The 26,421-nt window shown below is 53.2% G+C and carries 29 protein-coding genes and 1 pseudogene; 24 read left to right on the top strand and 6 right to left on the bottom strand.

The features are described 5' to 3' along the window. Nucleotides 1-20: 20 nt before the first annotated feature. Complete coding sequence (locus NYE24_RS15220) at nt 21-524, bottom strand: YtxH domain-containing protein (RefSeq protein ID WP_036694978.1); 504 nt, start codon at nt 522-524, stop codon at nt 21-23. Nucleotides 525-847: 323 nt separating this feature from the next. On the opposite strand from NYE24_RS15220, the gene NYE24_RS15215 reads away from it, so the two are divergent. Beyond that, on the top strand, nt 848-1,567 hold the full coding sequence (locus NYE24_RS15215) for a pirin family protein (RefSeq protein WP_076159787.1): 720 nt from the start codon (nt 848-850) through the stop codon (nt 1,565-1,567). 105 nt (nt 1,568-1,672) lie between these two features. Here NYE24_RS15215 and NYE24_RS15210 read toward each other — a convergent pair whose 3' ends face one another. After that, nucleotides 1,673-1,897: a DUF1128 domain-containing protein gene (locus NYE24_RS15210; protein WP_340751658.1), complete on the bottom strand. Its 225-nt coding sequence runs from the start codon at nt 1,895-1,897 to the stop codon at nt 1,673-1,675. Between the two features lie 163 nt (nt 1,898-2,060). Between NYE24_RS15210 and yyaC the strand changes: the two genes are divergently transcribed. Both yyaC and NYE24_RS15200 read left to right on the top strand, forming a co-directional pair. Further along, nucleotides 2,061-2,588 (top strand): spore protease YyaC, encoded by a 528-nt coding sequence (gene yyaC, locus NYE24_RS15205; RefSeq protein ID WP_256707198.1) that lies wholly within the window; start codon nt 2,061-2,063, stop codon nt 2,586-2,588. A 68-nt stretch (nt 2,589-2,656) separates the two neighbouring features. After that, nucleotides 2,657-3,442 (top strand): alpha/beta hydrolase, encoded by a 786-nt coding sequence (locus NYE24_RS15200; RefSeq protein ID WP_036694982.1) that lies wholly within the window; start codon nt 2,657-2,659, stop codon nt 3,440-3,442. A gap of 179 nt (nt 3,443-3,621) precedes the next feature. Here NYE24_RS15200 and NYE24_RS15195 read toward each other — a convergent pair whose 3' ends face one another. Together NYE24_RS15195 and NYE24_RS15190 are read right to left on the bottom strand one after the other, a co-directional pair. Further along, nucleotides 3,622-4,926 (bottom strand): MFS transporter, encoded by a 1,305-nt coding sequence (locus NYE24_RS15195; RefSeq protein WP_342479017.1) that lies wholly within the window; start codon nt 4,924-4,926, stop codon nt 3,622-3,624. Further along, nucleotides 4,927-5,487, bottom strand: coding sequence for a helix-turn-helix domain-containing protein (locus tag NYE24_RS15190; protein WP_051493466.1), 561 nt, complete (start codon nt 5,485-5,487; stop codon nt 4,927-4,929). Between the two features lie 238 nt (nt 5,488-5,725). Here NYE24_RS15190 and NYE24_RS15185 point away from each other — a divergent pair, with 238 nt between their 5' ends. From NYE24_RS15185 to NYE24_RS15175, 3 genes are all read left to right on the top strand, one after another. Then, a complete protein-coding gene (locus NYE24_RS15185) occupies nt 5,726-6,388 on the top strand; it encodes a DUF6483 family protein (protein WP_342479016.1) in 663 nt (220 codons plus the stop codon). Between the two features lie 57 nt (nt 6,389-6,445). Continuing rightward, a complete protein-coding gene (locus tag NYE24_RS15180; protein WP_342479015.1) occupies nt 6,446-7,627 on the top strand; it encodes an SAM-dependent methyltransferase in 1,182 nt (393 codons plus the stop codon). A gap of 250 nt (nt 7,628-7,877) precedes the next feature. Further along, the gene (locus NYE24_RS15175; RefSeq protein WP_342479014.1) at nt 7,878-10,325 is read left to right on the top strand and encodes an O-antigen ligase family protein; all 2,448 of its coding nucleotides are present in this window, start codon (nt 7,878-7,880) and stop codon (nt 10,323-10,325) included. A 143-nt stretch (nt 10,326-10,468) separates the two neighbouring features. Here NYE24_RS15175 and NYE24_RS15170 read toward each other — a convergent pair whose 3' ends face one another. Further along, nucleotides 10,469-11,122, bottom strand: a complete 654-nt coding sequence (locus NYE24_RS15170; RefSeq protein WP_036696331.1) for an SdpI family protein — start codon at nt 11,120-11,122, stop codon at nt 10,469-10,471. Between the two features lie 122 nt (nt 11,123-11,244). Then, nucleotides 11,245-11,493 (bottom strand): annotated as a pseudogene (locus NYE24_RS15165) (autorepressor SdpR family transcription factor); the annotation flags it as partial. Nucleotides 11,494-11,830: 337 nt separating this feature from the next. Between NYE24_RS15165 and NYE24_RS15160 the strand changes: the two are divergent. The 18 genes from NYE24_RS15160 to NYE24_RS15075 all read left to right on the top strand — a co-directional run bounded on the left by NYE24_RS15160 (nt 11,831) and on the right by NYE24_RS15075 (nt 26,399). Next, complete coding sequence (locus NYE24_RS15160) at nt 11,831-12,445, top strand: DedA family protein (protein ID WP_036696330.1); 615 nt, start codon at nt 11,831-11,833, stop codon at nt 12,443-12,445. Further along, on the top strand, nt 12,442-13,008 hold the full coding sequence (locus tag NYE24_RS15155) for a thioredoxin family protein (protein ID WP_076159804.1): 567 nt from the start codon (nt 12,442-12,444) through the stop codon (nt 13,006-13,008). The genes NYE24_RS15160 and NYE24_RS15155 overlap by 4 nt, the downstream gene beginning before the upstream one ends. Before the next feature lie 5 nt (nt 13,009-13,013). After that, complete coding sequence (locus NYE24_RS15150) at nt 13,014-13,643, top strand: MBL fold metallo-hydrolase (protein WP_076159828.1); 630 nt, start codon at nt 13,014-13,016, stop codon at nt 13,641-13,643. Nucleotides 13,644-13,861: 218 nt separating this feature from the next. Further along, nucleotides 13,862-14,068, top strand: a complete 207-nt coding sequence (locus NYE24_RS15145) for a hypothetical protein (RefSeq protein WP_036696324.1) — start codon at nt 13,862-13,864, stop codon at nt 14,066-14,068. A 58-nt stretch (nt 14,069-14,126) separates the two neighbouring features. Further along, nucleotides 14,127-14,669, top strand: a complete 543-nt coding sequence (gene sigY, locus NYE24_RS15140) for an RNA polymerase sigma factor SigY (protein ID WP_036696322.1) — start codon at nt 14,127-14,129, stop codon at nt 14,667-14,669. Beyond that, a complete protein-coding gene (locus NYE24_RS15135) occupies nt 14,659-14,979 on the top strand; it encodes a YxlC family protein (protein ID WP_036696320.1) in 321 nt (106 codons plus the stop codon). The genes sigY and NYE24_RS15135 overlap by 11 nt, the downstream gene beginning before the upstream one ends. 38 nt (nt 14,980-15,017) lie before the next feature. Further along, complete coding sequence (locus NYE24_RS15130) at nt 15,018-15,209, top strand: hypothetical protein (protein ID WP_143804361.1); 192 nt, start codon at nt 15,018-15,020, stop codon at nt 15,207-15,209. Between the two features lie 40 nt (nt 15,210-15,249). Then, on the top strand, nt 15,250-15,441 hold the full coding sequence (locus NYE24_RS15125; RefSeq protein WP_036696316.1) for a PLD nuclease N-terminal domain-containing protein: 192 nt from the start codon (nt 15,250-15,252) through the stop codon (nt 15,439-15,441). Further along, nucleotides 15,441-16,352, top strand: coding sequence for an ABC transporter ATP-binding protein (locus NYE24_RS15120; protein WP_036696313.1), 912 nt, complete (start codon nt 15,441-15,443; stop codon nt 16,350-16,352). The genes NYE24_RS15125 and NYE24_RS15120 overlap by 1 nt, the downstream gene beginning before the upstream one ends. Next, a complete protein-coding gene (locus NYE24_RS15115) occupies nt 16,349-17,122 on the top strand; it encodes an ABC transporter permease subunit (RefSeq protein ID WP_036696311.1) in 774 nt (257 codons plus the stop codon). Before NYE24_RS15120 ends, NYE24_RS15115 begins: the two co-directional genes overlap by 4 nt. A gap of 158 nt (nt 17,123-17,280) precedes the next feature. Beyond that, the gene (locus tag NYE24_RS15110) at nt 17,281-17,664 is read left to right on the top strand and encodes a hypothetical protein (RefSeq protein WP_036696310.1); all 384 of its coding nucleotides are present in this window, start codon (nt 17,281-17,283) and stop codon (nt 17,662-17,664) included. Nucleotides 17,665-18,152: 488 nt separating this feature from the next. Then, nucleotides 18,153-18,440: an Asp-tRNA(Asn)/Glu-tRNA(Gln) amidotransferase subunit GatC gene (gene gatC, locus NYE24_RS15105; RefSeq protein WP_036696307.1), complete on the top strand. Its 288-nt coding sequence runs from the start codon at nt 18,153-18,155 to the stop codon at nt 18,438-18,440. Between the two features lie 26 nt (nt 18,441-18,466). Further along, nucleotides 18,467-19,924: an Asp-tRNA(Asn)/Glu-tRNA(Gln) amidotransferase subunit GatA gene (gene gatA / locus NYE24_RS15100; RefSeq protein WP_036696306.1), complete on the top strand. Its 1,458-nt coding sequence runs from the start codon at nt 18,467-18,469 to the stop codon at nt 19,922-19,924. A 31-nt stretch (nt 19,925-19,955) separates the two neighbouring features. Continuing rightward, the gene (gene gatB / locus NYE24_RS15095) at nt 19,956-21,401 is read left to right on the top strand and encodes an Asp-tRNA(Asn)/Glu-tRNA(Gln) amidotransferase subunit GatB (protein ID WP_036696305.1); all 1,446 of its coding nucleotides are present in this window, start codon (nt 19,956-19,958) and stop codon (nt 21,399-21,401) included. Between the two features lie 89 nt (nt 21,402-21,490). After that, on the top strand, nt 21,491-21,964 hold the full coding sequence (locus tag NYE24_RS15090) for a GNAT family N-acetyltransferase (protein WP_076159807.1): 474 nt from the start codon (nt 21,491-21,493) through the stop codon (nt 21,962-21,964). 37 nt (nt 21,965-22,001) lie between these two features. Beyond that, the gene (locus tag NYE24_RS15085) at nt 22,002-23,927 is read left to right on the top strand and encodes a DUF4097 family beta strand repeat-containing protein (RefSeq protein WP_342479013.1); all 1,926 of its coding nucleotides are present in this window, start codon (nt 22,002-22,004) and stop codon (nt 23,925-23,927) included. Nucleotides 23,928-24,052: 125 nt separating this feature from the next. Further along, nucleotides 24,053-24,484, top strand: a complete 432-nt coding sequence (locus NYE24_RS15080; RefSeq protein WP_036696300.1) for a Fur family transcriptional regulator — start codon at nt 24,053-24,055, stop codon at nt 24,482-24,484. Nucleotides 24,485-24,677: 193 nt separating this feature from the next. Next, nucleotides 24,678-26,399 carry a glycosyl hydrolase family 18 protein gene (locus NYE24_RS15075; RefSeq protein WP_036696299.1) on the top strand — a complete coding sequence of 574 codons (1,722 nt, stop codon included), beginning with the start codon at nt 24,678-24,680 and terminating at the stop codon, nt 26,397-26,399. Nucleotides 26,400-26,421: the final 22 nt, after the last annotated feature.

Raw genomic sequence — 26,421 nt, 5'->3', positions numbered from 1 at the left:
GTTCAGCCAGAGACCCGGCCTTAATAAGAAGATTTGTAAGTATTCTTAACTTCCTCTTTAGCATCCTTCGCTTCGTCTGCGACTTCTTTGGAAGCATCCTTTGCCTTGTCGGCTACCTCGCCGGAGGCATCCTTCACGTTCTCCGAAATATCCTTGGAAGCATCCGTAACTGTTTCGCCAATCTTTTTACCTGTTTCGGCCAGAGTGGCTGCAATCTGCTGCTTGCTGTCACTAACTGTTGTGAAGATATCAGAGGCCTTGGCGGATACTGTGCCGGCCAGATCGGTAGCCTTTTCGCTAACTGTTGTGGCCAAGGATTTAGTTTTATCCGTTACCGTTCCTGCGACCTCTTTAGTCTTGTCCGTAGCTACAGTCAGCTTGTCGGACAGGTCACTGCGCATCTCACGCCCTGGCTTCGGTGCGAATAACAGGGCCGCTGCTGCTCCGAGCAGACCGCCGATGAAGATCCCTTTAAAGAACGTGCTGCCGCTTTCTACCGGAAATTCCTTCTCTGCTTTATTCATTATCAATCACTCCTTATCAGAATTGTCATTCCAATTCAGGTTAGCCTGAATGTTCTTACTTCGTATATAAACTTTGGGCTATCGGCTGAAACAGCGGAATAGCTTGGCAAAGATTGCCGGAGGATAAAGAAGCATCGCTGTCAAAATCGTGCTTTTCTAACCCAATTCCGAAGAATTTGCGGCTTTACAAGTTTGATTGATCACGAAGGGAAGGGGGTAAGAAATAGTAAATTATAGCGCCTATATACATCTCATATTGAGGAGCATTCATTCCCCTGCTTAGGATATTGATAAAATAACAACATCTATGGAGGTGCAGCATTATGATTAAAGTAGTCACAGCAGCCGAGCGTCATACTTCGAATAGAGAATGGATACACAGTGAATTCAGCTTCTCCTTTGCCGATTATGATGATCCCAGCAACGCCCACTTCGGTGCCCTGCTGGCGCATAACGACAATGAGTTGAAGCCGGAGCAAGGCATGCATGAGCACCCGCATCATGATCTGGAGATTATCACATATGTGGTATCCGGTGTGCTGAAGCATCAGGATGATCTGGGGAATCATGCAGATCTGCAGGCAGGAAGTGTACAGCTGATGAGCGCAGGAACAGGCATTAACCATTCGGAGACGAATCCGTCAGGCCATGCGGATGTCCGGTTCCTGCAGATCTGGCTTTTGCCTGACCGGCCTGGAAAGACCCCGAAATGGGATGCCCGGTTCTTCCCGGCAGAGCTTAAGCTCAACCATCTGCTGCCTGTGGCTTCAGGCGAAGGGACTCAGGGCTCGCTTCAACTGGACAATGATGTTAACATCTACCTGTCCATTCTGCAGACGAACCGGGAGGTGAGTTATCCCCAGCAGGAAGAGCGGCGCACCCATTTGTATGTTATTTCCGGGAATCTGGAGATCTCATGCGCGGATGGTACATTCCAGCTCCAGCAGGGGGATGCGGCGCGTATCCGTAAGAGCTGCGAGCTTACGCTCAAAGGCATAAGCAGTTCAGGGGATGCAGAATTTATTCTGATTGATCTCCCGTAGCAGCCGGAGCGTGACAGTAAGATTATTATTGCAGCACATAAAAGCCCTTCAGCATCAACGTCCCGTCTTACGGACAATGAAGCTGAAGGGCTTTCTGAGCAGGTACTACTTCTTGCGCAGGCGGCCAAGCTCTGAGACCAGTGCCTCCACCTGGGAGATACTGAGCCGGTCACTGCCCATGGCCACCTCGTAAATATCCTGAATATCCTCATACTGCTCCACCGAAAAGGCTGACGCCTGCATTGCAGCAGCACTGGCCATTTTCAGCTTGTTTTTGATTCCCTCAATCATATATTCAACGTTCTCCTGGCTTGGGTTCGACAAATCCATTGAGTCTAACCGTCCTTCCTGAGTAATATAGAATTTTAACTGGTATAGTTCAAATATCTTAACATGTTTGGGCAGGGGATGACCATTTTTTTTGTCCAGATCACGCAAACATGTTAAATTAAAGGTAAATATAACAGGCTGCTGAGTAAGGGGGAGAGAGTCTTTGGCCATCAGAGAAGAAGAGAGCAGGAAACGGCGTAAAATGGATGCCGGGGAGCTGGCGGCTTTCTTCCGCGGGATCGCAGACGTGTATTCTGCTGAGCAGCTGACCTTCCTCTGTATCGGAACAGACCGCTCCACCGGAGATGCGCTGGGGCCGCTCACGGGAAGCCGCCTGCTGGAGTACGGATTTCCGAATGTAACGGGTACGCTTCCGGCGCCCTGTGATGCGGATAATCTGATTCAGCGGATAACAGAGATTCCGGAAGGGCAGATTATTATCGCTGTCGATGCCTGTCTGGGACCGCCGGCCGCACTGGGCTGCTATTTTGCGGCAGCGCAGCCGCTGCGTCCGGCAGAATCGGTAGGAGGACTCCTGCCTGCTGTAGGAAATTACAGTCTGGCAGCAATCGTTGATGTGAACAGCCCGCGCCCTTACCGTACGATACAGACTACCCCGCTCTACCGGGTAATGGTTATGGCAGATCAGATTGCCAAGGCAGCCGCCCAGGGATTTGGACTTATGGATTGAGAGCGTTTCAAATCAGCTTGTTCTAGCTTATTAATATAGACCACTACATAGAAAGAGGGTAAGCAGCCATGGAAAATGTTCGATGCGAGGGAAGCAACATCTGCTACAGTGATCAAGGCAAAGGGGATGTAATCGTACTGCTGCATGGATTCTGCGGGAGTGCCGAGTACTGGGAAAAGGTGATTCCAAGCCTGACTGCCCATTACCGTGTCATTGCCCCGGATTTGCGCGGGCACGGGGCTTCGGATGCTCCGCTTGGAGCCTATACCATCGAGCAGATGGCTGATGATGTGCTGTCGCTGCTGAATGCCTTGGAGATTCAAGAATGTTATCTGCTGGGACATTCGCTCGGAGGCTATATTACCCTTTCGTTTGCCCAGCGCCATGCCTCCCGGTTGAAGGGCTTCGGGCTGATTCATTCCTCCGGTTATCCGGACAGTGAAGAGGCCAAGGAGAACCGGTTGAAGAGCGTCACCATGATCCAGAGCGAAGGCATCTTTGCTTTTGTGGATCAGCTGGTGCCTGGACTCTTTGCCCCTGGAGTGGAACCCAAGCTGCTGGAACGTGCCAAGGAGATTGGCTACAAGACTCCGCCGCAAGGCGCGGTTGGCGCGTCCTTGGCGATGCGTGAGCGCCCGGACCGTCGCGATGTAATCTCGGCAACGGCGCTTCCAGTGCTGCTGGTTGCCGGAGCAGAGGATTCGAAGGTGACACCGGAGCGTACGTTCACTTCAGACAACCGGAACATCACCAAGGTGACGCTCCCGGGTGTCGGCCATATGGGCATGTTTGAAGCACCGGAGCAGCTGGCGAAGATTATTAAGGATTTCGTGCATACGCCTGTGAAGAAGTAAACTACATCAGGCATTAGTGACAGAAGGCAGCACTTCCGCTCTCCCGCGGGTGCTGCCTTCTGTTTGTTGTGCAAATATAAGAATTTATATGTTTCACATGATAAATTATCCTTCTATTTCTCGCTGAAACGGTACCGTCCTTTAAAGGGACGGCAAAGCCGTTTCTACTTGGCTGGATTCTATTGAAACTTACGGATCGCCGGAACGCACAGCACCAGGGCAACACAGGAGAGGCCCAGGCCGGAAAAAATAATAATGGTCGGTACTCCTCCGATCCGGTCGGCCAGCCAGCCGACTAAGATATATCCGACCGGCAGCAGGGCGAAGGACCCGAACATATCCAGACTGGCTACCCGTCCGAAGGCTTCCTTCGGAACAAGCTCCTGCAGGCTGATCTCCCAGATCAGCCCGAAGATCATTAATCCGAAGCCTTCCACGGCAAATAAAGTGACGGCTGCTGCCGGAGTGCCTGCGAACGGGAGCAGCAGCAGAGCAGTCCCGCTGATCATGGCGCCGCCGTAAGCCAGGATACCGCGGTGATTCCATATCGGACGTAGGCCGTACAACAGGCCGGCTGCTATGGCCCCGACACCGGAGAACGTAACGGCCAGGCCATAGAGATAAGGAGGCCAGCCGTGATGGACCTTGAACAGCCAAGGAAGAAGGACGCTGATTACGCCCGTATAACATATATTGACGAAGCAGAAGGCGAGAATTGTAATCCAGAGCCAGGGCTGGCTGCGCAGAACATGTATTCCTTCGGCGAAATCCTCCCTCCAGTGCGGAGCGGGAGAGGTTCTGGCGGCAGGCTTAGCCGGGAGTTCAGTCTCAGCGGCAGCAGACTGCAGCCGGGTCATCATCACTCTGCGCAGATAGACCAGGCAGATGAGGGAGATAAGATAGGTGAAGGCATCAATTCCGAAGCCGAAGCCCGCGGACAGGTGGGTAATCAGCAGTCCCCCTAATGCGGGACCGATCAGCCGCACGGACTGGGTTGTGATCTGAGTTAAAGAATTCGCTGCTACGCGGATATCCGGAGTGAATACGGTAGCGCGGACGGCAGCGTAAGCGGGCTGGAATAAGCCATCCAGCAGGCCGTAGCAGGCAACAAGTCCATAGAGAAACGGAATGCTCAGCACTCCGGTCAAGGACAGCGCAGCCGTCGTAATCATAACGATGAACCGGGCAATATCGGCCAGCATCATAATCCGTACACGGTCGTAGCGGTCGACAATATGTCCGGAGACCGGCAGCATGATTACATTAGGCAGCATGTAGGCGGCCATGACCATCCCCATAATGGTGGTGGAGCCGGTCAGGGAATAGACCAGGACAGGCAGGATAACCATTGTTACCGAGCTACCCAAAAAAGAAACTAAATGTCCCAGCCACAGGTAAGGAAAGGCGCGGGATTGCCGGAAAGGGGCGGCGAAGCCCTCAAGCAGATGATGCTTCCGTTGTCCGGAAGGGCCAATGGTGCTCATCTATTGCTGTGCCTCCTCTTCCGGCTGCGAAGCAGCATCGGCAGACTGCAGCCGGCCTATCATCACTTCCACACCGTATTCCTCACCTTCCGTTACCTTGGACTCCCAGGCGGTAATCAGCTGCAGCAGCTCCTGGTGGAATTCCGCAAGCTCCTGAGGAGAGAGAGTGAGTCTGGTAGTGAAATGCCGGGTCTGGTCTTCTTTGCGGAAGTGAAGGCTGCGAAGCGCCTCCGGGTGGAACATCGTACCTTTGGAACGGTAGAATTTCTGAATGATTCCTCCTGCGGCTTCTGTGCGGACAAGCTCCAGCAGACCGCCCTCATAGAGCTTGACGATATGGTAGTGAATATTACCCGGAGTCTTATTCAGCTTCTCCGCAACCTGCTTGGATGTAAGCGGCTCTGCCGACAGCGTGTGCATAATCTTAATCCGTAAGGCGCTCTCCAGCAGTTTATCCTGTTCCGGCGTAACGTTCAAAAGCTGGTTGCTTGTCTGCAGATCCGGTTGACCTGAAACGGCTGCTGTGATGGAGTCTTGCATTTTGCCGATTGGCTTGGTCATCAATAAGCCTCCTATGTAAGGTCCGTATTAACATGTATACAGTCTGTATCCAAGTTTCAATCTGTAAAATAGTTCGATCTGTAATACAGATCGATTAGCTGGATTATAGTTCATCATTATAGTGTGGTCAAGACTTAACTCCGCAGAGTGGCGCCGGAGGGACGAATGGTTTAAGATGAGTCCAACAACAAGCAGAGGATACAGAGGGGAAGCAGCTGCGTAACGAAAGGAGCTAAGTATGTTCCGGAGAGATTATATTGTACGCATGATCGAGGATATGACAGCTATGGTCGCCAAGGTAATGACGTTGAAGCAGGATAAAAAAACAACGGAGGCCCTGTGGGAAGTGGATGAGCTGCTGATGCGGCATTTTCGTCTGAATTCGCGTCTGCTCAATTCGTTGTCCGTAGAGGATATTATCGATATGTTTCGTCTTGGGGGCGTGCTTGAGGCCGACAAGCTGCAAGGGGTAGCCCGGCTGCTGAAGGAGGAAGGCGGGATTTACACGGCCAAAGGAGACCGGGATGCAGCCCTGTTCAGGGAGATGCGTTCCCTGCATTTATTCATATATGCCAGTCTTCATGGTGCGGACCGTGAGCTGCTGAACATGACGGAAGAGATCAATGAGCTGCTGGAGGAGGTGGAGCCGTACCGCCTGCCCGCCAAGACCGAACGCCTCCTAATGACTTACCACGAATCTCTGGGACATTACGCCAAGGCGGAGAACAGTCTCTACAGGCTCTGGGAGCAGGGGGAGAATGTAGCGGAGGAAGGCAGGGAGCTGTATGGACGGCTGCTGCTTTTAAGTCCGGAGCAGTTAGCTCAGGGCAGTCTTCCGTTAGAGGAAGTGCAGCAGGGTAGGGAAGAATGGAGCAAGCTGACGGTTAATGCTATAATGTAACGATATTCAGGAGACTACGTGCTCTATTTTATAAACCCGAAAGTGAGATGTACCCATTTGGAAGCTTTGAAGGAATTGATCGAGCAAGTGATGACCGGCCGTACTCTGATTACGGCTACACTAAGCCAATTGCGCAGCAAGGGCGATGCCCCCTACAATAAAGTGCAGGTCAAGCCTGTGGAGCTAAAAGGAAAGCTGCATTATCAGTTTGCCTATTATATCGGCCCTAAGGCCATACATCGTAACATTCCGGCAGAGGATGCCGCTGAAGAGATGCTCTCCTTGCTGAGGGATACCTTCCGCCAAGGTCTGCTCTGTACTGCCGGTGCCGACTACCAGGTGCTGATCAGCAAGAAATATAAGGTATCTATTCTGACCAAATCAGCCAGCAAGCAGGAAGCGCCAGATCTGGCCCACAACCGCCGGAAGCAGTATGTGCTGGAGGAGGGGGAGCCGGTGCCGTTCCTGGTCGAGCTTGGCATTATGAACAGCGAAGGCAAGGTACTGGCCAAAAAATATGATAAGTTCCGCCAGATCAACCGGTTCCTGGAGATGGTTCAGGATGTGCTGGGTGATCTGCCGGCAGGCCGCCCGCTGACGATTGTGGATTTTGGCTGCGGCAAGTCTTATTTGACCTTTGCGCTGTATCACTATCTCGCCGTCCGCGAGCAGCGGGAGCTGAATATTGTCGGCCTTGATCTTAAGGCGGATGTCATTGCACACTGCGATGCGCTGGCTGCCAAGCTGGGCTATGACCGGCTGAAGTTCCTGGTGGGCGATATCGCGGACTATAATGAGCTGGATCAAGTGGACATGGTGGTCACGCTGCATGCTTGTGATACCGCCACCGATGCTGCACTGGAGAAGGCGGTGCGCTGGGGCGCATCGGTGATCCTCTCGGTACCCTGCTGCCAGCATGAGCTGTTCGCACAGGTAGAGAGCGAGGTGCTGAATCCGCTGTTGTCACACGGTATTCTGAAGGAGCGGTTCTCGGCGCTCGCCACCGATGCTATCCGGGCGAAGCTGCTGGACCTGATGGGCTACCGCAGCCAACTGCTGGAATTCATCGACATGGAGCATACCCCGAAGAACATCCTGATCCGCGCCGTCCGCAGCGAGAGCGGCGACCAGGCTGCCAAATGGCGTGAATACACCGCATTCCGGGATTTCCTCGGTGCCAAGCCTTACCTGGAGCGCGTCTGCTCCGACCTGCTGCCCGCCGGCAGTCTGGAAGCTTAATTCATGTGTTGAATAGTTTAGGGTATGACAGACCGGCTGCTTCCTGATGGGGGCGGCTGTTTTTTTGCGGTTCGAGGCTGGATGGTGCTCCTCAATTGAGCGTGTGAGCTAACTCGTGCGGATTGGCTGCCTCTTCTGATTTCCGGTAAATATGGGCAGACTGTTAAGCATCATGAGCAATAGGAGATTTAGGATGCGGGCGAACAGGTATGGACGGCAAAGTGATTGGTTGGTTACTTTGGTTTGCGGGTTGGCGTTAACAGCAGCGGGGATGGCGGCCTGTGTGCTGAGAGGGTTCTTTTTCACCGGGGAGATGTATTTGTTCCTGACGGTGTGGTTTGGCTTATGCGGAGTCTTACTGGGATTGCTACTTATCTATATGGCGGGTGGTAGAGGGGTACAAGTAGAGGAGCAGTCTGAACGCAGAGAGAATATACGGGAGCTGGCTGGCAGTGCAGGTAGAGGGAGGGGGCTGGCTGTATGGGGGTTACTCAGCGGTTGTCTGCTACTCTGTCTCTTGTATGCTATCCAGGCACTGGGCAATCCTGTATCTGCGCAAGGAACACTACATGAAATGCTGCGCTCAGGCTTCTACACTAGCTTTGTGACATTCGCTTTGTTGGCGGCAAGAACCCGTCGGGGAGGAACTCTTCTTGCAGCAGTGTGGCATATGCTTGGAATCACTATTAGTTTGTCGGCTCTTTTGGCGGTCTGCGGAGGTCTCCCGGTTCCTTATGCGGTGGCGTATACCCAATCTCCCGGAGTCAGTGCCACTGGTGCGAGGCTGGCAGGGCTGCTTCAGTATCCGAATGCCTTTGGTGCGGTGATGGCTGTGTATCTGCTGGAACGGCTGTTTGCTGCCGCTTATAGCTTCGGGTCTGGAGATTCTGGGAAAGCAGCGGATGGGGAGAAGAATGGTGCGCTTGGAGGCGTGGCTGTAGCCGGAGTAGATAAGGGAGATGCAGGCAGCAGTGCGGTGCGTGCGAGTGTCAGCGGAGTAGATGAGTTAGGTGCAGAAGGTGCGGATGCGGGAAATAATGCTGAGCGTATGGATGTCAGTGGAGCGGGTGAGGTAGGTGCAGAGGGTTCGGGTACGTGCAGCAATAGTTCGGCGCGTGCTGGTGTCAGCAGAGCGGGCAAGGTGGGTGGAGGTGCAGGCACCCATGGAGAGCGGACCAGAACCTGGTCCGCTGCGCACTGGCTAAGAGCGGCGCGCCTGCTGCCGCTCTTCCCGTACGCCGCCGCGCTGCTGCTCAGCGAGTCGCGCGGCGCATGGCTGGCTGCGGCTGCCGCCGGCGCCGCAGCCCTTCTCCTGAAGCGGCAACTGTTCGTGCCGCTTCTAATCACCGGCGCCGCCCCCGTTGCCGCGGCGGCGCTGCTCTACCGCCAGCTGGCCCGCTCCGGGCTGGCGGTAGAGCCCTTGCCCGGCCTGCTGCTGCTGGCCGGGCTCTGGGCCGGCGCGTGGCTGGCCGGCCTATGGCTGCACCGCCGCAGCTGCCATGCGGCGGGCGGGTCCCGCGCCGCCGTGCTGGCACTGGCGGCGGCGGGCTGGACGGCGGCGGCCAGCGCCGTCCTGCTGCTGGTACGCGCGCGGATCACCGGGCCGTCACCGACGGCCGACGCGCGCGGACTGTTCTACCGCGACGCCTGGAAGCTCGCGGCAGAGGCGCCCTGGCTGGGGCGCGGGGGTGAGACCTGGCGGCATACGTACCTTGCCGCCCAGTCACGCCCCTACGTGGGCAGCCAGGTGCACAGCGGTTACCTCGACATCCTGCTGAACCTCGGGATGGCGGGTCTGGCTGCGGTCCTGCTGCTGCTCCTGGCCGCAGGAGGGCTGGTATTCAAGGCGTCACCAAGGCTGCTTCCGCCTCTGCTCGTGATCATTCTGCATAGCGCAGCTGATTTCGACTGGAGCTATGGACTGGTCTGGTTGCTGCTGCTCCTGTTGCCCGCTTGGGCATTTGCCGAAGCAAATAGCCTGACTATTAGGACGGTTGACTCTACAGCTCTGCATGACTCCCGTTGGCAGCGCAGCAAGCGTCCTTGCCAGCGAAGGAAGTGGCCTCACCGATTATGGGTTTATGCAGGCATAAGCGTTTTCTGCGGGCTGACCCTTCTGTGCAGCGGTCTTTCCTTCGAGGCAATGAAGGGGTCTGCCTTATTCAAGCAGGCGGTTAGGGAGAGTGATCCTGCGATACGAATTAAGCTGCTGCAGGAATCACTGAGATGGAATCCGAGAGAGCCTCAGGCTGCGGTTGCTTTATCGCGTCTGCTTCCACAGAAGCAGGGGGTTGATCTGTTGTTGCGAAGCCTGTCATTCTCTCCAGGGGATGTTGCTCTCCATGGGGAGCTTGCGGCAAGTTATCTGCGGGGCGGTAATCCTGGAGAAGCGCTGTACTGGGTCCGCCGCAGTCAACAGACGGATCACTTTAATGCTGCCAGAAGGCTTGCTGCTTTAAGAGGAATGCTTGAGATGGGGGAACGCAGCTTGGCAGAGGGAGACAGACGTATAGCGGAGGATAGCGCGGCGGCGGGACTAGAGCTGATGCGGCAGTACAGCCTGCTAACCACCAAGGAGGAGGACAGAGGACCACAGCATAATGACCGCAACTTCACCCTACTTCCGCAGAGCGAAGGGATCTATCTTGAGTTAACACATTTACAGTCCCAGGCGTCACTTAGCTCCAATAATAAATAAGACGCGCCTCATATTGAACTCGGGGCTTGATCGCCGCTGCGGTGAACCTAGCAGCACAATGACCGCAGTCTCACCCTCACCCTAGGACTTCCCACAGCCGCCCCTCACCCGAGCCTCAGTTCCTACCCATCCCCCGACTAATCTCAAGCTTTAACACGCCGCGAGATCAGCCATGAGTGCACAATAGGGAGAATAATCATGATTACCAGAGCGGTGATGATCATGCTGATCGACAGCGTAACGGGCATGAAGGCCGCAAGCGCAATCAGCAGACCGCCGGTCACCCACATCCTTCCGGAGAAACGGTGGGTTCTCCGCCATACGGCAGGGTTATGCAGCGTCCAGGGCGTGCGGACTCCCGTGAAATAATTATCCCTGATCTGCGGCAGGAAATTTCCGATTACAGCCAGCAGCAGCCCTATGCTTACAGTAGCCCATTTTCCTGCAGGAAATTGCACATCCAGCCCGTAACTGACCGACAGGACAAGGGCGGCATCACAGATGACGGCAACGGTGAGACGGATCATTTTGTAAGCGCCCGGGAACTTATTATAATTCTCTCCCTTAGGGTCAACATTGCGTATGAACTGCATCGCGAGCGGGAAAATCAAGCCCAAAAAAGAGAACAAGGCAATAACCGAACCCTTGCTCCAGTAAGTATTGACCTTGCCCGTTATACTGAATTGGGCGGGCAGCTGATCCGGCAGCTTGCCGTAATTCACCAGCGCGTAGCCCAGTGAGAGGAGCCCGAGAATGACAATCAGCGTATCCTGCCACTTCCATGTGAAATTCTTCATCAATGTTCATCCTCCGTATGTTTAATAGCGTGCGGTTCACTTTTTCCTTTGGTCCCGGAGCCCTTTGAGCCAGCATCCGTCTGAGCATCCGGTTGATGGTCCCTGCTTCCCTTGCCTGTACCCGTCAATTCCAGGAACCAGCCAAGCACCTCTTCAAGTACCGTGGAGTCCAGCGAATAGACGATGAATTGCCCGTTACGTTCGTCCTGCACCAGCCCCGCGTGCTTCAGCGCATTGAGGTGGTGAGAGATGCTGGGCTTCGTCATATTGAAAAAATCGGCGATTTCCCCGGCCGTCCGGTCCTTTTCACGCAGCAGCCGGAGAATTTGCCTCCGGGTCGGGTCGGCGAGCGCTTTGAACGATTCATTCAACTCCATATCCTCCTTTCGATATTTAAATAATTATCTAAATATATAATATGACTCGATTCCAATCTTTGTCAATGCAGAAACTCACGCGAAGGCGCTTTTCTTCCAAATAGAGGAATTTATATGCTTCACGCTATAAATTATCCTTCTATTTCCCGCCGAACCGCTACCGTTCTTTAAAAGAACAGCAGAGCCGTTTACGCTTGTATTCCTTAAGTAGAAGTCGTAAGCCTGCATATGCTAGAATAGGCTAGGAGAAGCTGGATACATAGAGCGGTTAAGCAGATGGGTTCTGCCAGCAGAATACCAGGCTATTACGCCATACGGGAGGAGACCTGCAGTGCACTTTATATCTGATGTCATTTCACAATTGTTTGAATGGATTCAGTCTTTGGGTTACTTCGGGATTATGATCGGCCTTATGATTGAAGTCATTCCAAGTGAGATTGTCCTGGCTTTTGGCGGCTATTTGGTTTCACAAGGCGATATTAACTTTTTTGGTGCGGTGCTGTTCGGTACCGTCGGGGGAGTCATCGCCCAGATCTTTGTTTATTGGATTGGCCGTTATGGCGGCAGGCCTGTGCTGGAGAAGTACGGCAAGTACATTTTTATCTCCAAAAAGCATATTGACCACTCCGAAGAATGGTTTCAAAAGTATGGGACCGGTGTGATATTTACAGCCCGCTTTATCCCGGTTGTCCGTCATGCCATCTCCGTTCCGGCCGGTATTTCCCGCATGCCGCTGGGCAAATTCACTATGCTGACAACCCTTGCAGTCATTCCGTGGAGCGCGTTGTTTGTCTATCTGGGGTATACGCTTGGGGACAAGTGGAAGACCATTGATGAGGTCGCAGCCAAGTACACTCATGAGATTCTTCTTGGCGCTATTGCGGTAATTATTCTGTATTTCCTGTTCAAGTGGTACAAATCCAAAAAGAAGGGTAGTGCAGTATGAAGCAGAATGTAGCATCCAAATTTGGCCAAGGCCTGACTCCGCGCCAGTTCGTGGAAGCCATGACGAAGAACCAGCAGGCTTTTGAAGCCTGGTATGAGAAGTTCGCCTGGGAAGACGAGAGTGACCGGGAATATTTCGAGAGCCTGAATCACCGTGATGATCTGCGTGTGCTGATTCTGGCTGCGGACTGGTGCGGAGATGTGGTCCGCAATGTTCCGGTCGTCTTCCGGATTCTGGAGACTGCGGGCATCAAGACGGAAGTGCTGATTCTCGAAGAGAACCAGGAGCTGATGGACAATTTCCTGACCATGGGCGGACGCTCCGTTCCTATCGTGATTTTTGCGGATACCGGAGGTTATGTACTGGGGCAGTGGGGACCGCGTCCGGAGCATGTCCAGACCCTGATGAGAGAATTCAAACGGGAGAACCCGGACCGCGAAGCAGCGGACTATGACAGCAAAATTACCGAAGTGCGCAAAGCAATGGGGCAAGCCTACGGAGAAGGAACGGAATCACACGCAGTTATCGCCAAAGAGCTGCGCAGTCTGATCTCCGGATTCTAATGCCGATGCTTAATATTCGTTCTTATAATCTGGGGGCACTCCAGACCAATGCCTATCTTCTGACGGGGGCAGACCCTAAGCGCGGTGTCATCATTGATCCGGGGGCTAATCCTGCGGGTCTTCTCCGCGGCGCCGAGGGAATGGAGATTGAGGCGATTCTGCTGACACATGCCCATTTCGACCATATTGCCGGGCTGGACGAGGTCCGCAAAGCCAAGAAGTGCCCGGTCTATATCCATCCGCTGGAGAGTGAGTGGCTGGGCAGCCCGAAGCTGAACGGCTCCTTGATGTGGCCTGATACCACGCCTCCCATCAGCACAGATCCAGCAGAGTACGATCTGGCGGAAGGCCAAATTCTGAAGCTGCTCGGCCTTTCTTTCCGTGTCATGCATACGCCGGGACATTCGCCGGGAAGCGTCAGCTTTTTATGCGGGAATGATTTGTTCGCCGGTGATGTCTTGTTCAAAATGGGAGTAGGACGTACCGATCTTCCAGGCGGCAGAGAACGGGATCTGATTGACTCGATCCGCGGCAAGCTCTACCGGCTGGATGAGGAAGTGAGAGTGTTCCCCGGACATGGTCCGCGAACCTCAATCGGCTATGAGAAGCTTCACAACCCTTATGTCCCGATGTAGAATGGTATATCTTTTGGGATGATTTTGCATTGTAACGACATCTTCTGGCCGGATTTGACACAAACCGGGAAATTAGAGGTAGACAAGCCAGGGCCAGATTGTTACAATATGGTTAATTAAATGTAACATTTACCTCGCGAAGCACGCAGACTGTGGAATAATCCCGGTTTGCGTTCTTTTTTTTGCCTATAGATATGAATTTTTCAGGGGGAAGCAGAATGAAGGATAATATGCATTGCCAGTTGGATTATGGGGAATTGGAAGCGAATAATTCATTGATAGCGGAGCGGAATGAAGTGAATGATCCGGCCGGGAAGAGTGATACTAAATATACGTTGTTCTGGAGCTTTCCCGGAGGCAAGGGGGCTATTCAGCCATGGAGACGCAGACTGTGGGAGCTGCAGAATAATTCTGACTCTGAATGAACGATAACTATTACATAGACGTATTACAGGTGTGACAGAAGAGATAAGGGGAGGGGCTATGGGCGACAGGACGCTGGAGATGATCAGCCAGGCACAGCGGGGTGACGCTGCTGCACTGGCCGTGCTGCTGCGTGAGCATTATCCCTTCCTGTACAAGTATCTGATCAAAGCGACACTTGACCCGTTGCTTGCGGAAGAGATTGCTCAGGACACAATGGTCAGATGCATGGAGAAGATCGGGACTTACAACGGGACCTCGGCATTCTCTTCATGGCTGATTACCATTGGCAGCCGGTTGTACATTGACCGTAAGCGGCGCTGGAGCCGGGAGGCACAGTGGCGGGAGAGACAGATGCAGGAGCAGGGGAACCGCAGTTTACGCTGGAGCTTTGAGAGCCGGAATATGGAGTGGAGTGAAGTGCTCGATGCCTTGTCGCGTCTATCCTCTGCGCACAGAATGGCTGTGCTGCTGAAGCATTATTATGGGTACAGCTATGATGAGATCGGGGAGATGCTGGAGATCCCTTCCGGAACGGTCAAATCACGGGTAGCTGCCGGACTGGGTCAACTGCGAAAGGAGCTGAATGAGGATGAGGTTTAAGAGTGACGAGGAGCTGCTGGGTAAGCTGTCCGCGGAGCTGGATCATCTGGATATGCTGTATGCCGATGTTACTCCGCCCTCCTTGCCGGAGCTGGAGCAGCTTATTGCCGGGGAAGCTGTCCGCCGGAGGAAGCGGCGCCGTAAGGAACTGCTGCTATTCATTCTAGTGGCTCTTGTGCTGGTTACCATAGTGATTTCTATTCTAAGCACAGCGCCGGTGCTGTATTGGAGTCTGCAGGCAGTGTTCATTCTGAGCGCACTTGGCAGCTTGGGAGCAGCGCGGATCAGACACGGGCGGGAGGAATCATAAGCGTGAAGGAGCTGCAGGAGATACCTATTTGGTTTTGGATGATTCTTGCAGCTGTGCTGCTGCTGCAGGGAACCTGGCTGTTCCGTGATGCCAGGAACAGAGGTCAGGGAATGAAGGCCTGGTTCTGGGGAATCTGGGGACTTACCGTTGTACCCTCACCGGCAGTATTTTACCTGCTGTTTGTAGTTCTTCCAGATAAGCGCAAACGGAAGGCCGGAAGGAGCCGCTGAGACAATAGCTGATTGCCCGGGAGATAAGGAGGATATGGCTATGAATGATTTGAATTGGGGATTGATTGGGCCGCTGCTTGCGTTGCAGGTAATACTGGCAATCATCGGTCTGATTTCTCTGAGCAAGACAGAGCAGGTACGCGGACCGAAATGGATGTGGGTTCTATTCTTGATTTTTGGCAATCTGCTGGGCAGTGTGGCTTATTTCACACTGGGAAGGAAAGAGTTCTGATGCCGCTGCTAGAGGTTAAGGATCTTCACAAGAGCTTTAAGGGGCATCCCTCAGTGAATGGCATCAGCTTTGGAATTGAAGCAGGACGCTGTGTCGCGCTGCTCGGACCCAATGGAGCCGGGAAGACTACAACGCTGCGCATGCTTGCCGGCCTTCTGCCGCAGACTGCGGGAACGATCACTTTTGACGGGGCTCCGGGGACGGATTACCGCCGGCAACTGGGCTATCTGCCGCAAGCCCCGGCTTTTTACAATTGGATGAGCGGGCACGAATATATCTTATTTGCCGCCAAGATGAGCGGAATGAATGCACGGGAGGCTGCAGCGGCATCGGGCGTTGTGCTGGAGCGTGTGGGACTAGGCTCTGCGGCACGGCGGCGGATTGGCGGATATTCGGGGGGGATGAAGCAGCGCTTGGGGCTGGCCCAGGCCCTGGTACACCGCCCGCGTCTGCTTCTGCTGGATGAGCCGGTCTCCGCGCTTGATCCTATCGGACGCCGGGAAGTCATGGAGCTGCTTAGGGACATCCGGGAGCAGACAACCGTTATTTTCTCCACGCATGTGCTGCATGATGCGGAAGAGATATGCGATGATGTCGTATTGATGAACCAGGGGACCATAGCCGTTCAAGGAACCTTGTCCAGTCTCCGCGCAGAATACAGTCTGCCGGTAATCCGGCTCACTACAGGGAAGGAAGCTTCGGCTATCCGCTGGCTAGAAGGGCTTAGACACAGGGATTTTATTGAAGAAGCGCTTATTTCGGATGGCAAGGCCGTGTTCAACGTCACGGATGTAGGGCTTGCCCGCCGGACGCTATTACAGGAAGCCGTAGAGCTGGATATTCCGCTGCTGCAATTTGAAGCAGGCTCATCGACACTGGAGGACCTGTTCATGAAGGTGGTGGGAACATGAGGAAGCTTTGGGCTCTATATTTGAAGGAGATGCTGGAGAATGTGCGCAGCTATAAGCTGATATGGGTTCCCGTGGTGTTTATTGTTCTGGGAATTATGCAGCCGCTGATCAGCTTTTATATGGCGGATATCCTGGCGTTCTCTTCCAATGTCCCTGCTGGATTGATGGAGAATATGGAGAGACCGGCCGCGTCCTCTGTAATGGCTCAGGCCTTGGGCCAGTATGGAACAATTGGTATGCTGATTCTGGTGCTGGGAACGATGAACAGTCTGGCAGGAGAGCGCAGCAGCGGCACCTCCGAACTGTTAATGGCGAAGCCGGTCTCCTCTATATCCGTTGTTGCAGCCAAATGGACCGCGAACTTCACGGTACTGGTTATTGCAATGGGGCTGGGGGCAGCGGGAGCGGCTTATTATACAGTACAGCTTATGGGGGCTTTATCCTGGCAGGACGTGATTGCAGCGTCTGGACTGTATGCGCTGTGGCTGCTCTGTGCGGTGTCGCTTACGCTGCTCTTTAGTGCCTGGCTGCGCGGGCCTGCTGCTGCCGGCCTGTCTCTCTTGTTGGCAGCGGTCATGAGTCTCGTCCATGGCCTGTTGCCAGTTAAGCTGAACTGGATGCCTGCTGCTCTGCCGGGAATGTCTGCCGGTGTACTTGCAGATGGAGGTACCGGAGTGAGCTTGGCACCGATTGTCTCCGCAGTACTCTTGATTATGATTTGTATTGCCGGTGCCTCACTGCTGGCTGCAAGGAATAAATTGCCAGTCTAGCAAGCTTTACGATAAGAAAGCGATCTTTCATGAATTTTCAGAGTATTTTCTGCGGAAATTCATCGTACCATCATCCTGCTGCTGGACAGCTCTATCTTTTTTTAGTAGACTGTTGAAACAAGCAGAACCATGATAGATTTTGGTCAGGAGGTAGGATGATGCTGCGTTTAGGAGAGAAGATTGTCATTGTCGCAGACGCTTTTGAGCAGAGTCTTCCTATCGGAGACTATGGCTACCTGATTGCTTACGACCGCAATCCTGATAATGCGTTTGATTATGTCATTCGTGTTCCCGAAGCTAACCGGAATTTCTATGTTACGGCAGAGGATATTGAGGCCGAGGAACAATTGCTGGTAGCAGAAGCTGAGAGAGCCACGCACGAAGCGCTGATAGATTATGCATTGTCAACGTACAACGAGAAGCTGTTTCATCACCTGATGAACGGCGAGGAAGTTGAAGCGGAAGAGATAGAGACAACATCCCCAGAAAGTTTGTCCCAGGCGGATTTCATCAAGCAGGTGAATCTTCGCGCTTGGATTTAAGTAAGAGCCGGCGAATGCCGGCTTTTTTGTCTTTATACGATCCTACCTCAAAACTCTAACCCCGGAAATCCATCCTCTGCCAACCGCCATCCCGCCATCCCGCCATATATCCTGCACAAAGTACAATATTGTTGCCCTACAACCCGTCAGTCTTTGCAAATCCTGCACGAAATACAACCTTCTGGTGAGTTTTAGTCTGTTAACCTGAAGGAATTCTGTATACCGTACAACAATCTGGGTATTCAAGCACCAAAGCTGCATTAATCATGTACAACATACAACAATCTCGTATTCGATCTGCTAATTCTCATTAAACCTGCCCAACATACAACAATCCGGAGTGCCGCTCCGCCAGCACGGGAATTCTACATACTTACTCTCCATGTATCCCCTCAATCGACAAGCGCATTGAATTGTAAGGCCGTCTACCCTATAATTAAAAACGTTATCCGGGCGCTTTAGCCCTTTAAACAGGAGGGATATCCATTATGAGCATCACCGTCAAAGATGTGCAGCATGTGGCCAAGCTGGCCCGCCTGCAATTAAGCCCGGAAGAAGAGGCTACCTTCACCGAACAAATGAATGCTATTTTACAATATGCCGAGAAGTTGAATGAGCTGGATACCGAGAATGTTCCGCCGACCACCCATGTGCTGCAGGTAAGCAATGTAATGCGTGACGATGTGGAGAAGGAGAGCTTGACCCAAGAGGAAGCGCTGCTTAACGCACCGGAAGACGAAGAAGGACATTTCAAGGTTCCCGCTGTTCTGGAATAACCCCATACCTGAGAGGAGGAAGCAAGTTGAGCCTGTTTCAATACCGATTACCTGAAGTACATAACATGCTGAACACCAAAGCGGTCTCGGTCAGTGAGCTGACCGAAGATTCGCTGTCCGTCATTGCGGAGCGTGACAGCAAGGTTCATGCCTTTTTGACACTGAATGAAGAGGGAGCCCGCGCTAAGGCGCGCGAGCTTGATGACAAGCTGGCATCCGGTGCTTCCCGCGGTCTGCTCTTCGGACTGCCTGCCGGTATTAAGGATAATATTGTGACCCAAGGTCTGCGCACCACCTGTGCCAGCCAGTTTCTCACCAATTTCCAGCCGGTCTATGATGCGACCGTAGTCAACAAGCTGCGTCAGGCCGATGCCGTCACTATGGGCAAGCTGAACATGGACGAGTTCGCCATGGGCGGGTCCAATGAGAATTCCAGCTTCGGCGCTGTTCGCAATCCATGGGATCTGGAGCGTGTTCCAGGCGGTTCGAGCGGCGGTTCGGCAGCAGCGGTTGCAGCCGGGGAAGTCTTCTTCACCCTCGGCTCAGACACTGGTGGTTCTATCCGCCAGCCAGCCTCCTATTGCGGGGTAGTCGGCCTCAAGCCTACGTATGGCCTGGTCTCCCGTTATGGCCTGGTCGCTTTTGCTTCCTCCTTGGATCAGATCGGTCCGATTACCCGTACCGTGGAGGATTCCGCATACGTCCTGCAGGCAATTGCCGGTTACGATGCCCAGGATTCCACTTCAGCTAAGGTTAACATACCTGATTATCTGAGCTCGCTGACCGGTGACATCTCGGGTCTGCGAATTGCCGTACCTAAGGAATACCTGGGTGAAGGTGTGGATGCCCAGGTCCGTGAATCGGTGCTCGCAGCGCTTAAAGTGCTGGAAGGCCTTGGCGCCATATGGGAAGAGGTTTCCCTTCCGCATACGGAGTACGCTGTAGCTGCTTATTATCTGCTCTCCTCCTCGGAGGCTTCCTCCAACCTGGCCCGTTTTGACGGTGTCCGTTATGGAGTGCGTGTGGATGATGGGGGCGGATTACTGGATTTGTACCATAATTCCCGCAGCCAGGGCTTCGGCCCTGAAGTCAAACGCCGGATCATGCTCGGCACCTATGCGCTCAGCTCCGGATATTATGATGCCTATTATTTGAAGGCGCAGAAGGTCCGTACCTTGATTAAGCAGGATTTCGACGAAGTATTCCGCAAGTATGATGTTGTCATCGGGCCGACTGCGCCAACCACAGCCTTCAAGCTGGGTTCGCAGACCGAAGATCCGCTGACCATGTATCTGAATGATATCCTTACCATTCCTGTCAGCCTGGCCGGTATTCCTGCCATCAGCATCCCTTGCGGCTTCGCGGAAGGCCTGCCTGTCGGCCTGCAGATTATCGGCAAGGAGTTTGATGAGAGTACGGTACTGCGCGTTGCGCATGCCTTTGAACAACATACAGAGCATCACAAGGCCCGCCCGCAACTGTAGCTTGAAGTAGTTGACCATAAACTTTTAAGGGATGAGATTATCTATGTCTAAATATGAAACGGTCATCGGGCTGGAAGTTCATGTGGAGCTTCATACCAAGTCCAAAATCTTCTGCGGCTGCTCCACTGAATTCGGCGCGCCGCCTAATACGCACACCTGTCCGGTCTGTCTCGGTCACCCCGGTGTACTCCCGGTGCTGAACCGCCAAGCGGTGGAGTATGCCATGAAAGCGGCAATGGCTCTGAACTGTACGATCGGCGATGTCAGCAAATTCGACCGCAAAAACTATTTTTACCCCGACTCCCCGAAGGCCTACCAGATTTCGCAATACGATCAGCCTATCGGCCTCGGCGGCTGGATTGATATTGAAGTGAACGGCGAGACCAAGCGGATCGGAATTACCCGTCTTCATCTGGAAGAGGACGCGGGTAAGCTGACGCATGTGGATGGAGGCTTCGCTTCACTGGTTGACTTCAACCGTGTGGGGACGCCGCTGATTGAGATTGTGTCTGAGCCTGATCTGCGTTCGCCGGAGGAAGCGCGTGCTTACCTGGAGAAGATCCGCGCTATTATGCAGTACTGTGATGTGTCCGATGTGAAGATGGAGGAAGGCTCCATGCGTTGTGATGCTAACATCAGCCTGCGGCCGGCAGGCCAGGAAGAATTCGGTATCCGTGCGGAGCTGAAGAATATGAACTCCTTCCGCGGTGTGCTCCGTGGCCTTGAATATGAGCAGTTCCGCCAGGCAGAGATTCTGGATGACGGAGGAACTGTTGTACAGGAGACCCGCCGCTGGGATGAAGCCGGAGGCAAGACCTTGTCCATGCGCGGCAAGGAGGAAGCCCATGATTACCGTTATTTCCCGGACCCGGATCTGATTGTGCTGCATATTGGGGAGGACTGGAAGGAAGCGATCCGCTCCACAATCCCTGAGCTGCCGGATGCCCGGCAGGCCCGGTACAGTGAGGAGTATGGTCTGACTGCCTATGATGCCGGAGTGCTCACCTCCTCCAAGCCGCTTGCGGACTTCTTCGAGGGCAGTCTTGCCTTCACGCAGGATGCTAAGGCTGTCGCCAACTGGATGATGGGCGATCTGCTCGGATATTTGAACAGCAACAATCTGGAATTATCCCAGGTGAAGATTACGCCGCAGGGACTGGGCGAGATGATCGGCCTGATCGCAGGCGGAACCATCAGCAGCAAGATCGCCAAAACAGTATTCAAAGAAATGCTGGAGAGCGGGAAGCTGCCGGCGGTAATCGTGGAAGAGCAAGGCCTTGTTCAGATCAGCGATGAAGGGGCGATCAAACGAATTGTTGAGGAAGTGGTCGCGGCCAATCCGCAATCGGTCGAAGATTACAAGGCTGGCAAGCAAAAAGCCATCGGCTTCCTTGTAGGCCAGGTCATGAAGGCGAGCAAAGGGAAGGCTAACCCGGGTCTTGCGAACACTCTGCTCGCAGAAGTGCTGAACAGATAGACTGCTTTTGGGTAATAGATCATAGAATCTTGGACACAGGGCTTGTCGGCAACGGCAGGCTCTGTGCAGTATATAAGGGGAATGTACGGATGGATACAATCGTGAAGCTGAATCTGCAGGATGAGTTCCTGCTTGATGAGCTGTGGAGCCTTCAGCATAAGGCCTACCGCCTGGAGGCGGAGATCATCGGGTTTCGTGACATACCGCCGCTGCTGGAGACGAGGGACATGCTCAGCCGGGTTACAGAGGATTTCTATGGCTGCTTCGATGAGACGGAGGAGCTACTGGGCGCTGTTGCAGTTATCGAGGAGTCTCCCGGCAAGCTAACGGTTACCCGGATGATGGTCAGCCCGGACCATTTCCGCCAAGGTGTGGCCGGAAGACTATTAGAATTTATCTTTGCCCGTTATGCGGAGATGGAGCAGTTTATCGTATCTACAGGGAAGCTGAATCTTCCGGCAGTGACGCTCTATACCAAGCACGGGTTCATTCCTGCCGGGTCCGAAGAGGTGGTTCCGGGAGTAGAACTGCTGGAATTCCACCGGGCAGGCAGGCTGAAATGACAAGTACATCCCATTTTAGAAAGGAGGAGTACTGAGAATGAATTCCGGTTATCAGAATCATGAGGAGCTTCCCGTGGGGGAGGAAGAGAACGAGGCAGGCATGCCGCTGTCTGAAGCAGACGGAGAATTGAAGGCCCCCTACATCCCTCCCCGTCCCAAGCGCCGTCCGCGCAAACGTAAATTTATAGCCGGCCTGCTTGCTGCAGTGCTTCCCGGCACGGGACATCTCTATCTCGGGCTGCTCCGCAAAGGGATTTCTGTCATTTTCCTAATTGTGCTGGATATTGTGGCACTGCTGTATTTCTCATCTATCGGGATGCAAATTAATGTACCGCTGCTGATTTTACTGGGGCTGCTGATCCCGGTGTTATACTTCTATAATGTGTTTGACGCGCTCCAGACTGCAGACCGGATTCTGCGTTTTCCTGAAGACCATGATCCTGAAGAGCTGGAGACCATGAGTGCAAGTACAACCTCAAGACGCCGGGTAAGGATCAGCGAGCCGGGGATTTCCTTTGGCCTCCTGCTGCTTATCGGCGGGGCACTGCTTTTTCTTTTCCAGCAAAAGCCGCCTTGGCTTCGGGGATTCATTGAGACCTCTGCCGGTGCTGCCGCCTCCGTGGTGCTAATTGGCCTTGGCCTGCTTATGGGAATCAGAGAGATGGCCAGGGACTCCATAGCGCGTAAGGACAAGGAGCGGAAGAAGCGGCGGATCGGCAGATATACGGCCTCAGTAACGCTGGCTGCTGTCGGAATCCTGCTTCTCCTGGACTGGCTCGATGGAACAGATTATATGATGCTGCTGCTCAAATGGTGGCCCATCATTCCGGTATTATGGGGAGTAGAGTATCTGCTGATCTATATTCTTTTCCGCCGGTTGAAGCAGAACGGTGCTGCCGGAAGAGCGAGGATGGATCTGCGGGGATTGTTCTCTGCGGTAATACTGGCTGCATGTGTGTTTATCGTAACCGAGCAGGAGCACTATCTGCATTTGTGGAACAAAGTGAGTCTTAACCTGACCGTGGCGGCAGTCGATTACGGGGAAGCGGAAGGAAGCTCTTATCAGAAGGCTCCGCTGATGGTTCCGGTCGAACTGAACACCTCCAAGGTCAATATTGACGCTATTAATGGAGACATTCTCATTCACCGGGCGGCTGTGGAGGATATCGAGATTACGGCAACCGTATGGGTGGACCAGTTGGACGGGGTACTGGCTGAATCCATAGCCGACCAGTCTTTTGTCGAGGTGACAGAGGGAACAACGATCAAGATTACACCCCAGAGTAAAGCTTATGGTGAATCCGGCAAACGCCAGCCGCGGATCAACCTCGATATCTCCTTGCCGGAAGACCGGCGGTTCGACCTGAACGTCCGTACGATGAATGGCGGAATTACTCTGCAGAATGTGGAAGCCATTGCCGACATCTCGCTGGAGACCGGGAACGGGGAGCTGATCCTGCACCGCATTTACGGCAATGTAAAAGGTAAAACCTTGAACGGAGCGGTGCGCGCCAGAGATGTCCTGGGCAATGTGGAGCTGGGGACAAGCGGAGGCGATATGGGGGCCTGGGACGTCAGAGGCTCTCTGAAGCTGTCAACGGCGGTTGGCAATATTACGGCATATGACAGCGGGGAAGCGCTGGATTTGTCCACGAAGAACGGCAATGTGGAGGTATCCGGAGCAAGAGCCAAGCTGCATGCTGAATCCCTGAACGGCCGGATCAGCATCCGCTCCGGGGACTTCGGGGGAGACTGGGATATTTACAGTGCAGTGGGGGATATTGAACTGTTCCTGCCGCTGACGGGTAATTATACGGTGGAGGGCTCCAGCGGCTACGGGGATATCGTAACAGACCTGCCAGGACTCGTGATTGACAAAAAAGTGCTTTCCGGCCAGATCGGAACCGGCGAATTCAAGCTGCGCGTAGACGGAAACAGCAATTTAAATGTGAGCAAATATTGAAATAAGGAATTTTTATTATATAATAATAAATATAATGTAATGACTTCATTGACAACGCTAAAAGCAGAGACATACAATTACATTAGAATTATTATTAAGTTGTATAATCAAAGGCGGTGGCATGGATGGGTAGTGGCGTACAGCATGCATTGGAGCAACTCAAGACAACTGGTGTCCGTATTACGCCTCAGCGTCATGCGATTCTAACGTATCTGATGGAAGCGATGAATCATCCTACGGCAGACGACATCTACCGGGCGCTTGAGCCTCAGTTTCCGAGCATGAGTGTGGCAACTGTGTATAACAATCTTAAGATGTTCATGGAAGCAGGTATGGTCCGTGAGCTGACCTACGGTGATAATTCCAGCCGTTTCGACGCCAATGTATCTGATCATTATCATGTTATCTGCCAGGAATGCGGTAAGATTGAGGATTTCAGCTATTCCACTCTTCATGAGGTAGAGCTGCAGGCCGAACAGGCCACAGGCTTCAAGATTCATGGATTGCGTATGGAGTTGTACGGTGTGTGCAAAGGCTGCGGCGAGAAGCAGCACTGAATGGAATAATACCTATAAGCGTGTAGAGTCCGAATACGGATTCTGCACGCTTTTTTGATTAAAGAAATAATGAGCTGTTACAAAAATACAAACCTTCCAAGAGATTCGCGCAACCAAGCACGCCTGCATGGCGTATACTTAACAGAAGTATTGCCTGCTTTTAAAATTCAACGAATGGTTTGGAGGACCTATTTTGGACAGAAGACAGAGACAAAGACGCGTCACGAAGCGTGGAAGTCTTACTCGCCGCTTATTGGGACTTGTCATCATAGCCGCCGCAGCCTTTTGGGTTGTTTATTATGTACTGCCTAACCGCCAGCATCTGGACCCGGACTGGAAGGGGCTGGACAAGCCGATTTTTGTGAAGGGACAGCTTACCGGCTATTCAGCATCGGGTACGGGGGACGGACTGCTTTTACCGCTGCCTTTTTTGCAGGAATATGTAGATCCTTCTATCCGTTATGAAAAAGAGAGCAAATCAGTTATCCTCTCAACGGACAGCAGTCTGTTGTACATGCAGGAGGAATCCAAGGACGCAGCTCTGAACAATGAACCTCTGCAGCTTCGCCTTGCTCCCGAGGTTAAAGATAAAGTGACCTATCTTCCGGCAGATACACTGGAGAATCTGTACGGCTTCGAGATCGAAGAGGATACGAATACCGGTGCGGTGCTGCTAATGACTGCGGGAGAATCGGTGCCGCTTGGCAAGGTGAAGGGTAAAGAAGGCGGGAAAACGAAAGCCCTGCGCAGTGAACCTTCGGTGCATGCACCGATTTTTGCCGATATGAATCCTGGCGATGTTGTACGGATCTGGAATACGGATACTAGGGACTGGGTATACGCTCAGCTTGATAATGGTTATTCGGGCTACGCCCAGGCAGATGATATTACTGAAGACGGTACCCGAACTGTAGAGAAAAAGCCCGAGACACCTACACGTGCGCAGCGCAGCTGGAAGGACAAGCCGGTTAACATGTTCTGGGAAGCCGTGTACGAACGCAAGCCGAATCCGGCCAAATTCGCAGCCTTGCCTGGAATTAACGTGGTTAGCCCCACCTGGTTCAGCATTATTGATGTGAAGGGGAATGTGCGCAGCCAGGCGGACCGCTCTTATGTGGATTGGGCGCATAATCAAGGGATGGAGGTATGGGGGCTGCTGAGCAACAGCTTTGAACCCGATTTGACTACTGAAGCCTTATCCACGTATGACAATCGGATGAATGCCATTGTGCAGATGCTTAAGTATGCAGACCTGTATAACTTAGACGGGATTAATATCGACTTCGAGAATGTGTATACCAAGGATGGACCAAACGTAACCCAATTCATGCGGGAACTGAAGCCAATGGCCCAGAGCCGGAATCTGATTGTCTCTATTGATGTGACGCCGAAGTCTAAGAGCGAGATGTGGTCCCTGTTCCTCGACCGCCCGGCGCTTGCCGCCGTATCCGACTTCCTGGTTGTAATGGCCTACGACGAGCACTGGGCAGCCAGTCCGGTTGCAGGATCAGTAGCCTCTCTACCATGGGTTAAGACCTCTATGAACCGGATTATCGAGGAGGATAAGGTGCCGTCAGAGAAACTGATTCTGGGAGTGCCGCTCTATACGCGGATCTGGACGGAAACCACCGAGAAGGGCAAGACCAAAGTAAGCTCCAAGGCCGTCAGCATGAATGCGGTCAAGGAAATTATCGCCGAGAAGAAGCTGACACCGGTTTTCGATAAGGAAGCCGGACAGAATTACGTAGAGTATAAGGAAGATGATGTTCTCCGCAAAATCTGGATCGAGGACAGCACCTCGCTCACAGCCAGGGTAGAGCTGGCCCAATCCTTGAAGCTGGGCGGTGTGGCAGCCTGGAACCGGAGCTTCGCCAGTCCGGAGGCATGGGAAGCATTGAAGGGAATTATTAAATAAGATGATTCCATTATAAAAAGGT

Origin of the sequence: Paenibacillus sp. FSL H7-0350 (assembly GCF_038593195.1) — a bacterium.
GTDB lineage: Bacteria > Bacillota > Bacilli > Paenibacillales > Paenibacillaceae > Paenibacillus_AQ.
This window is presented reverse-complemented; position numbering and strand designations above follow the sequence as displayed.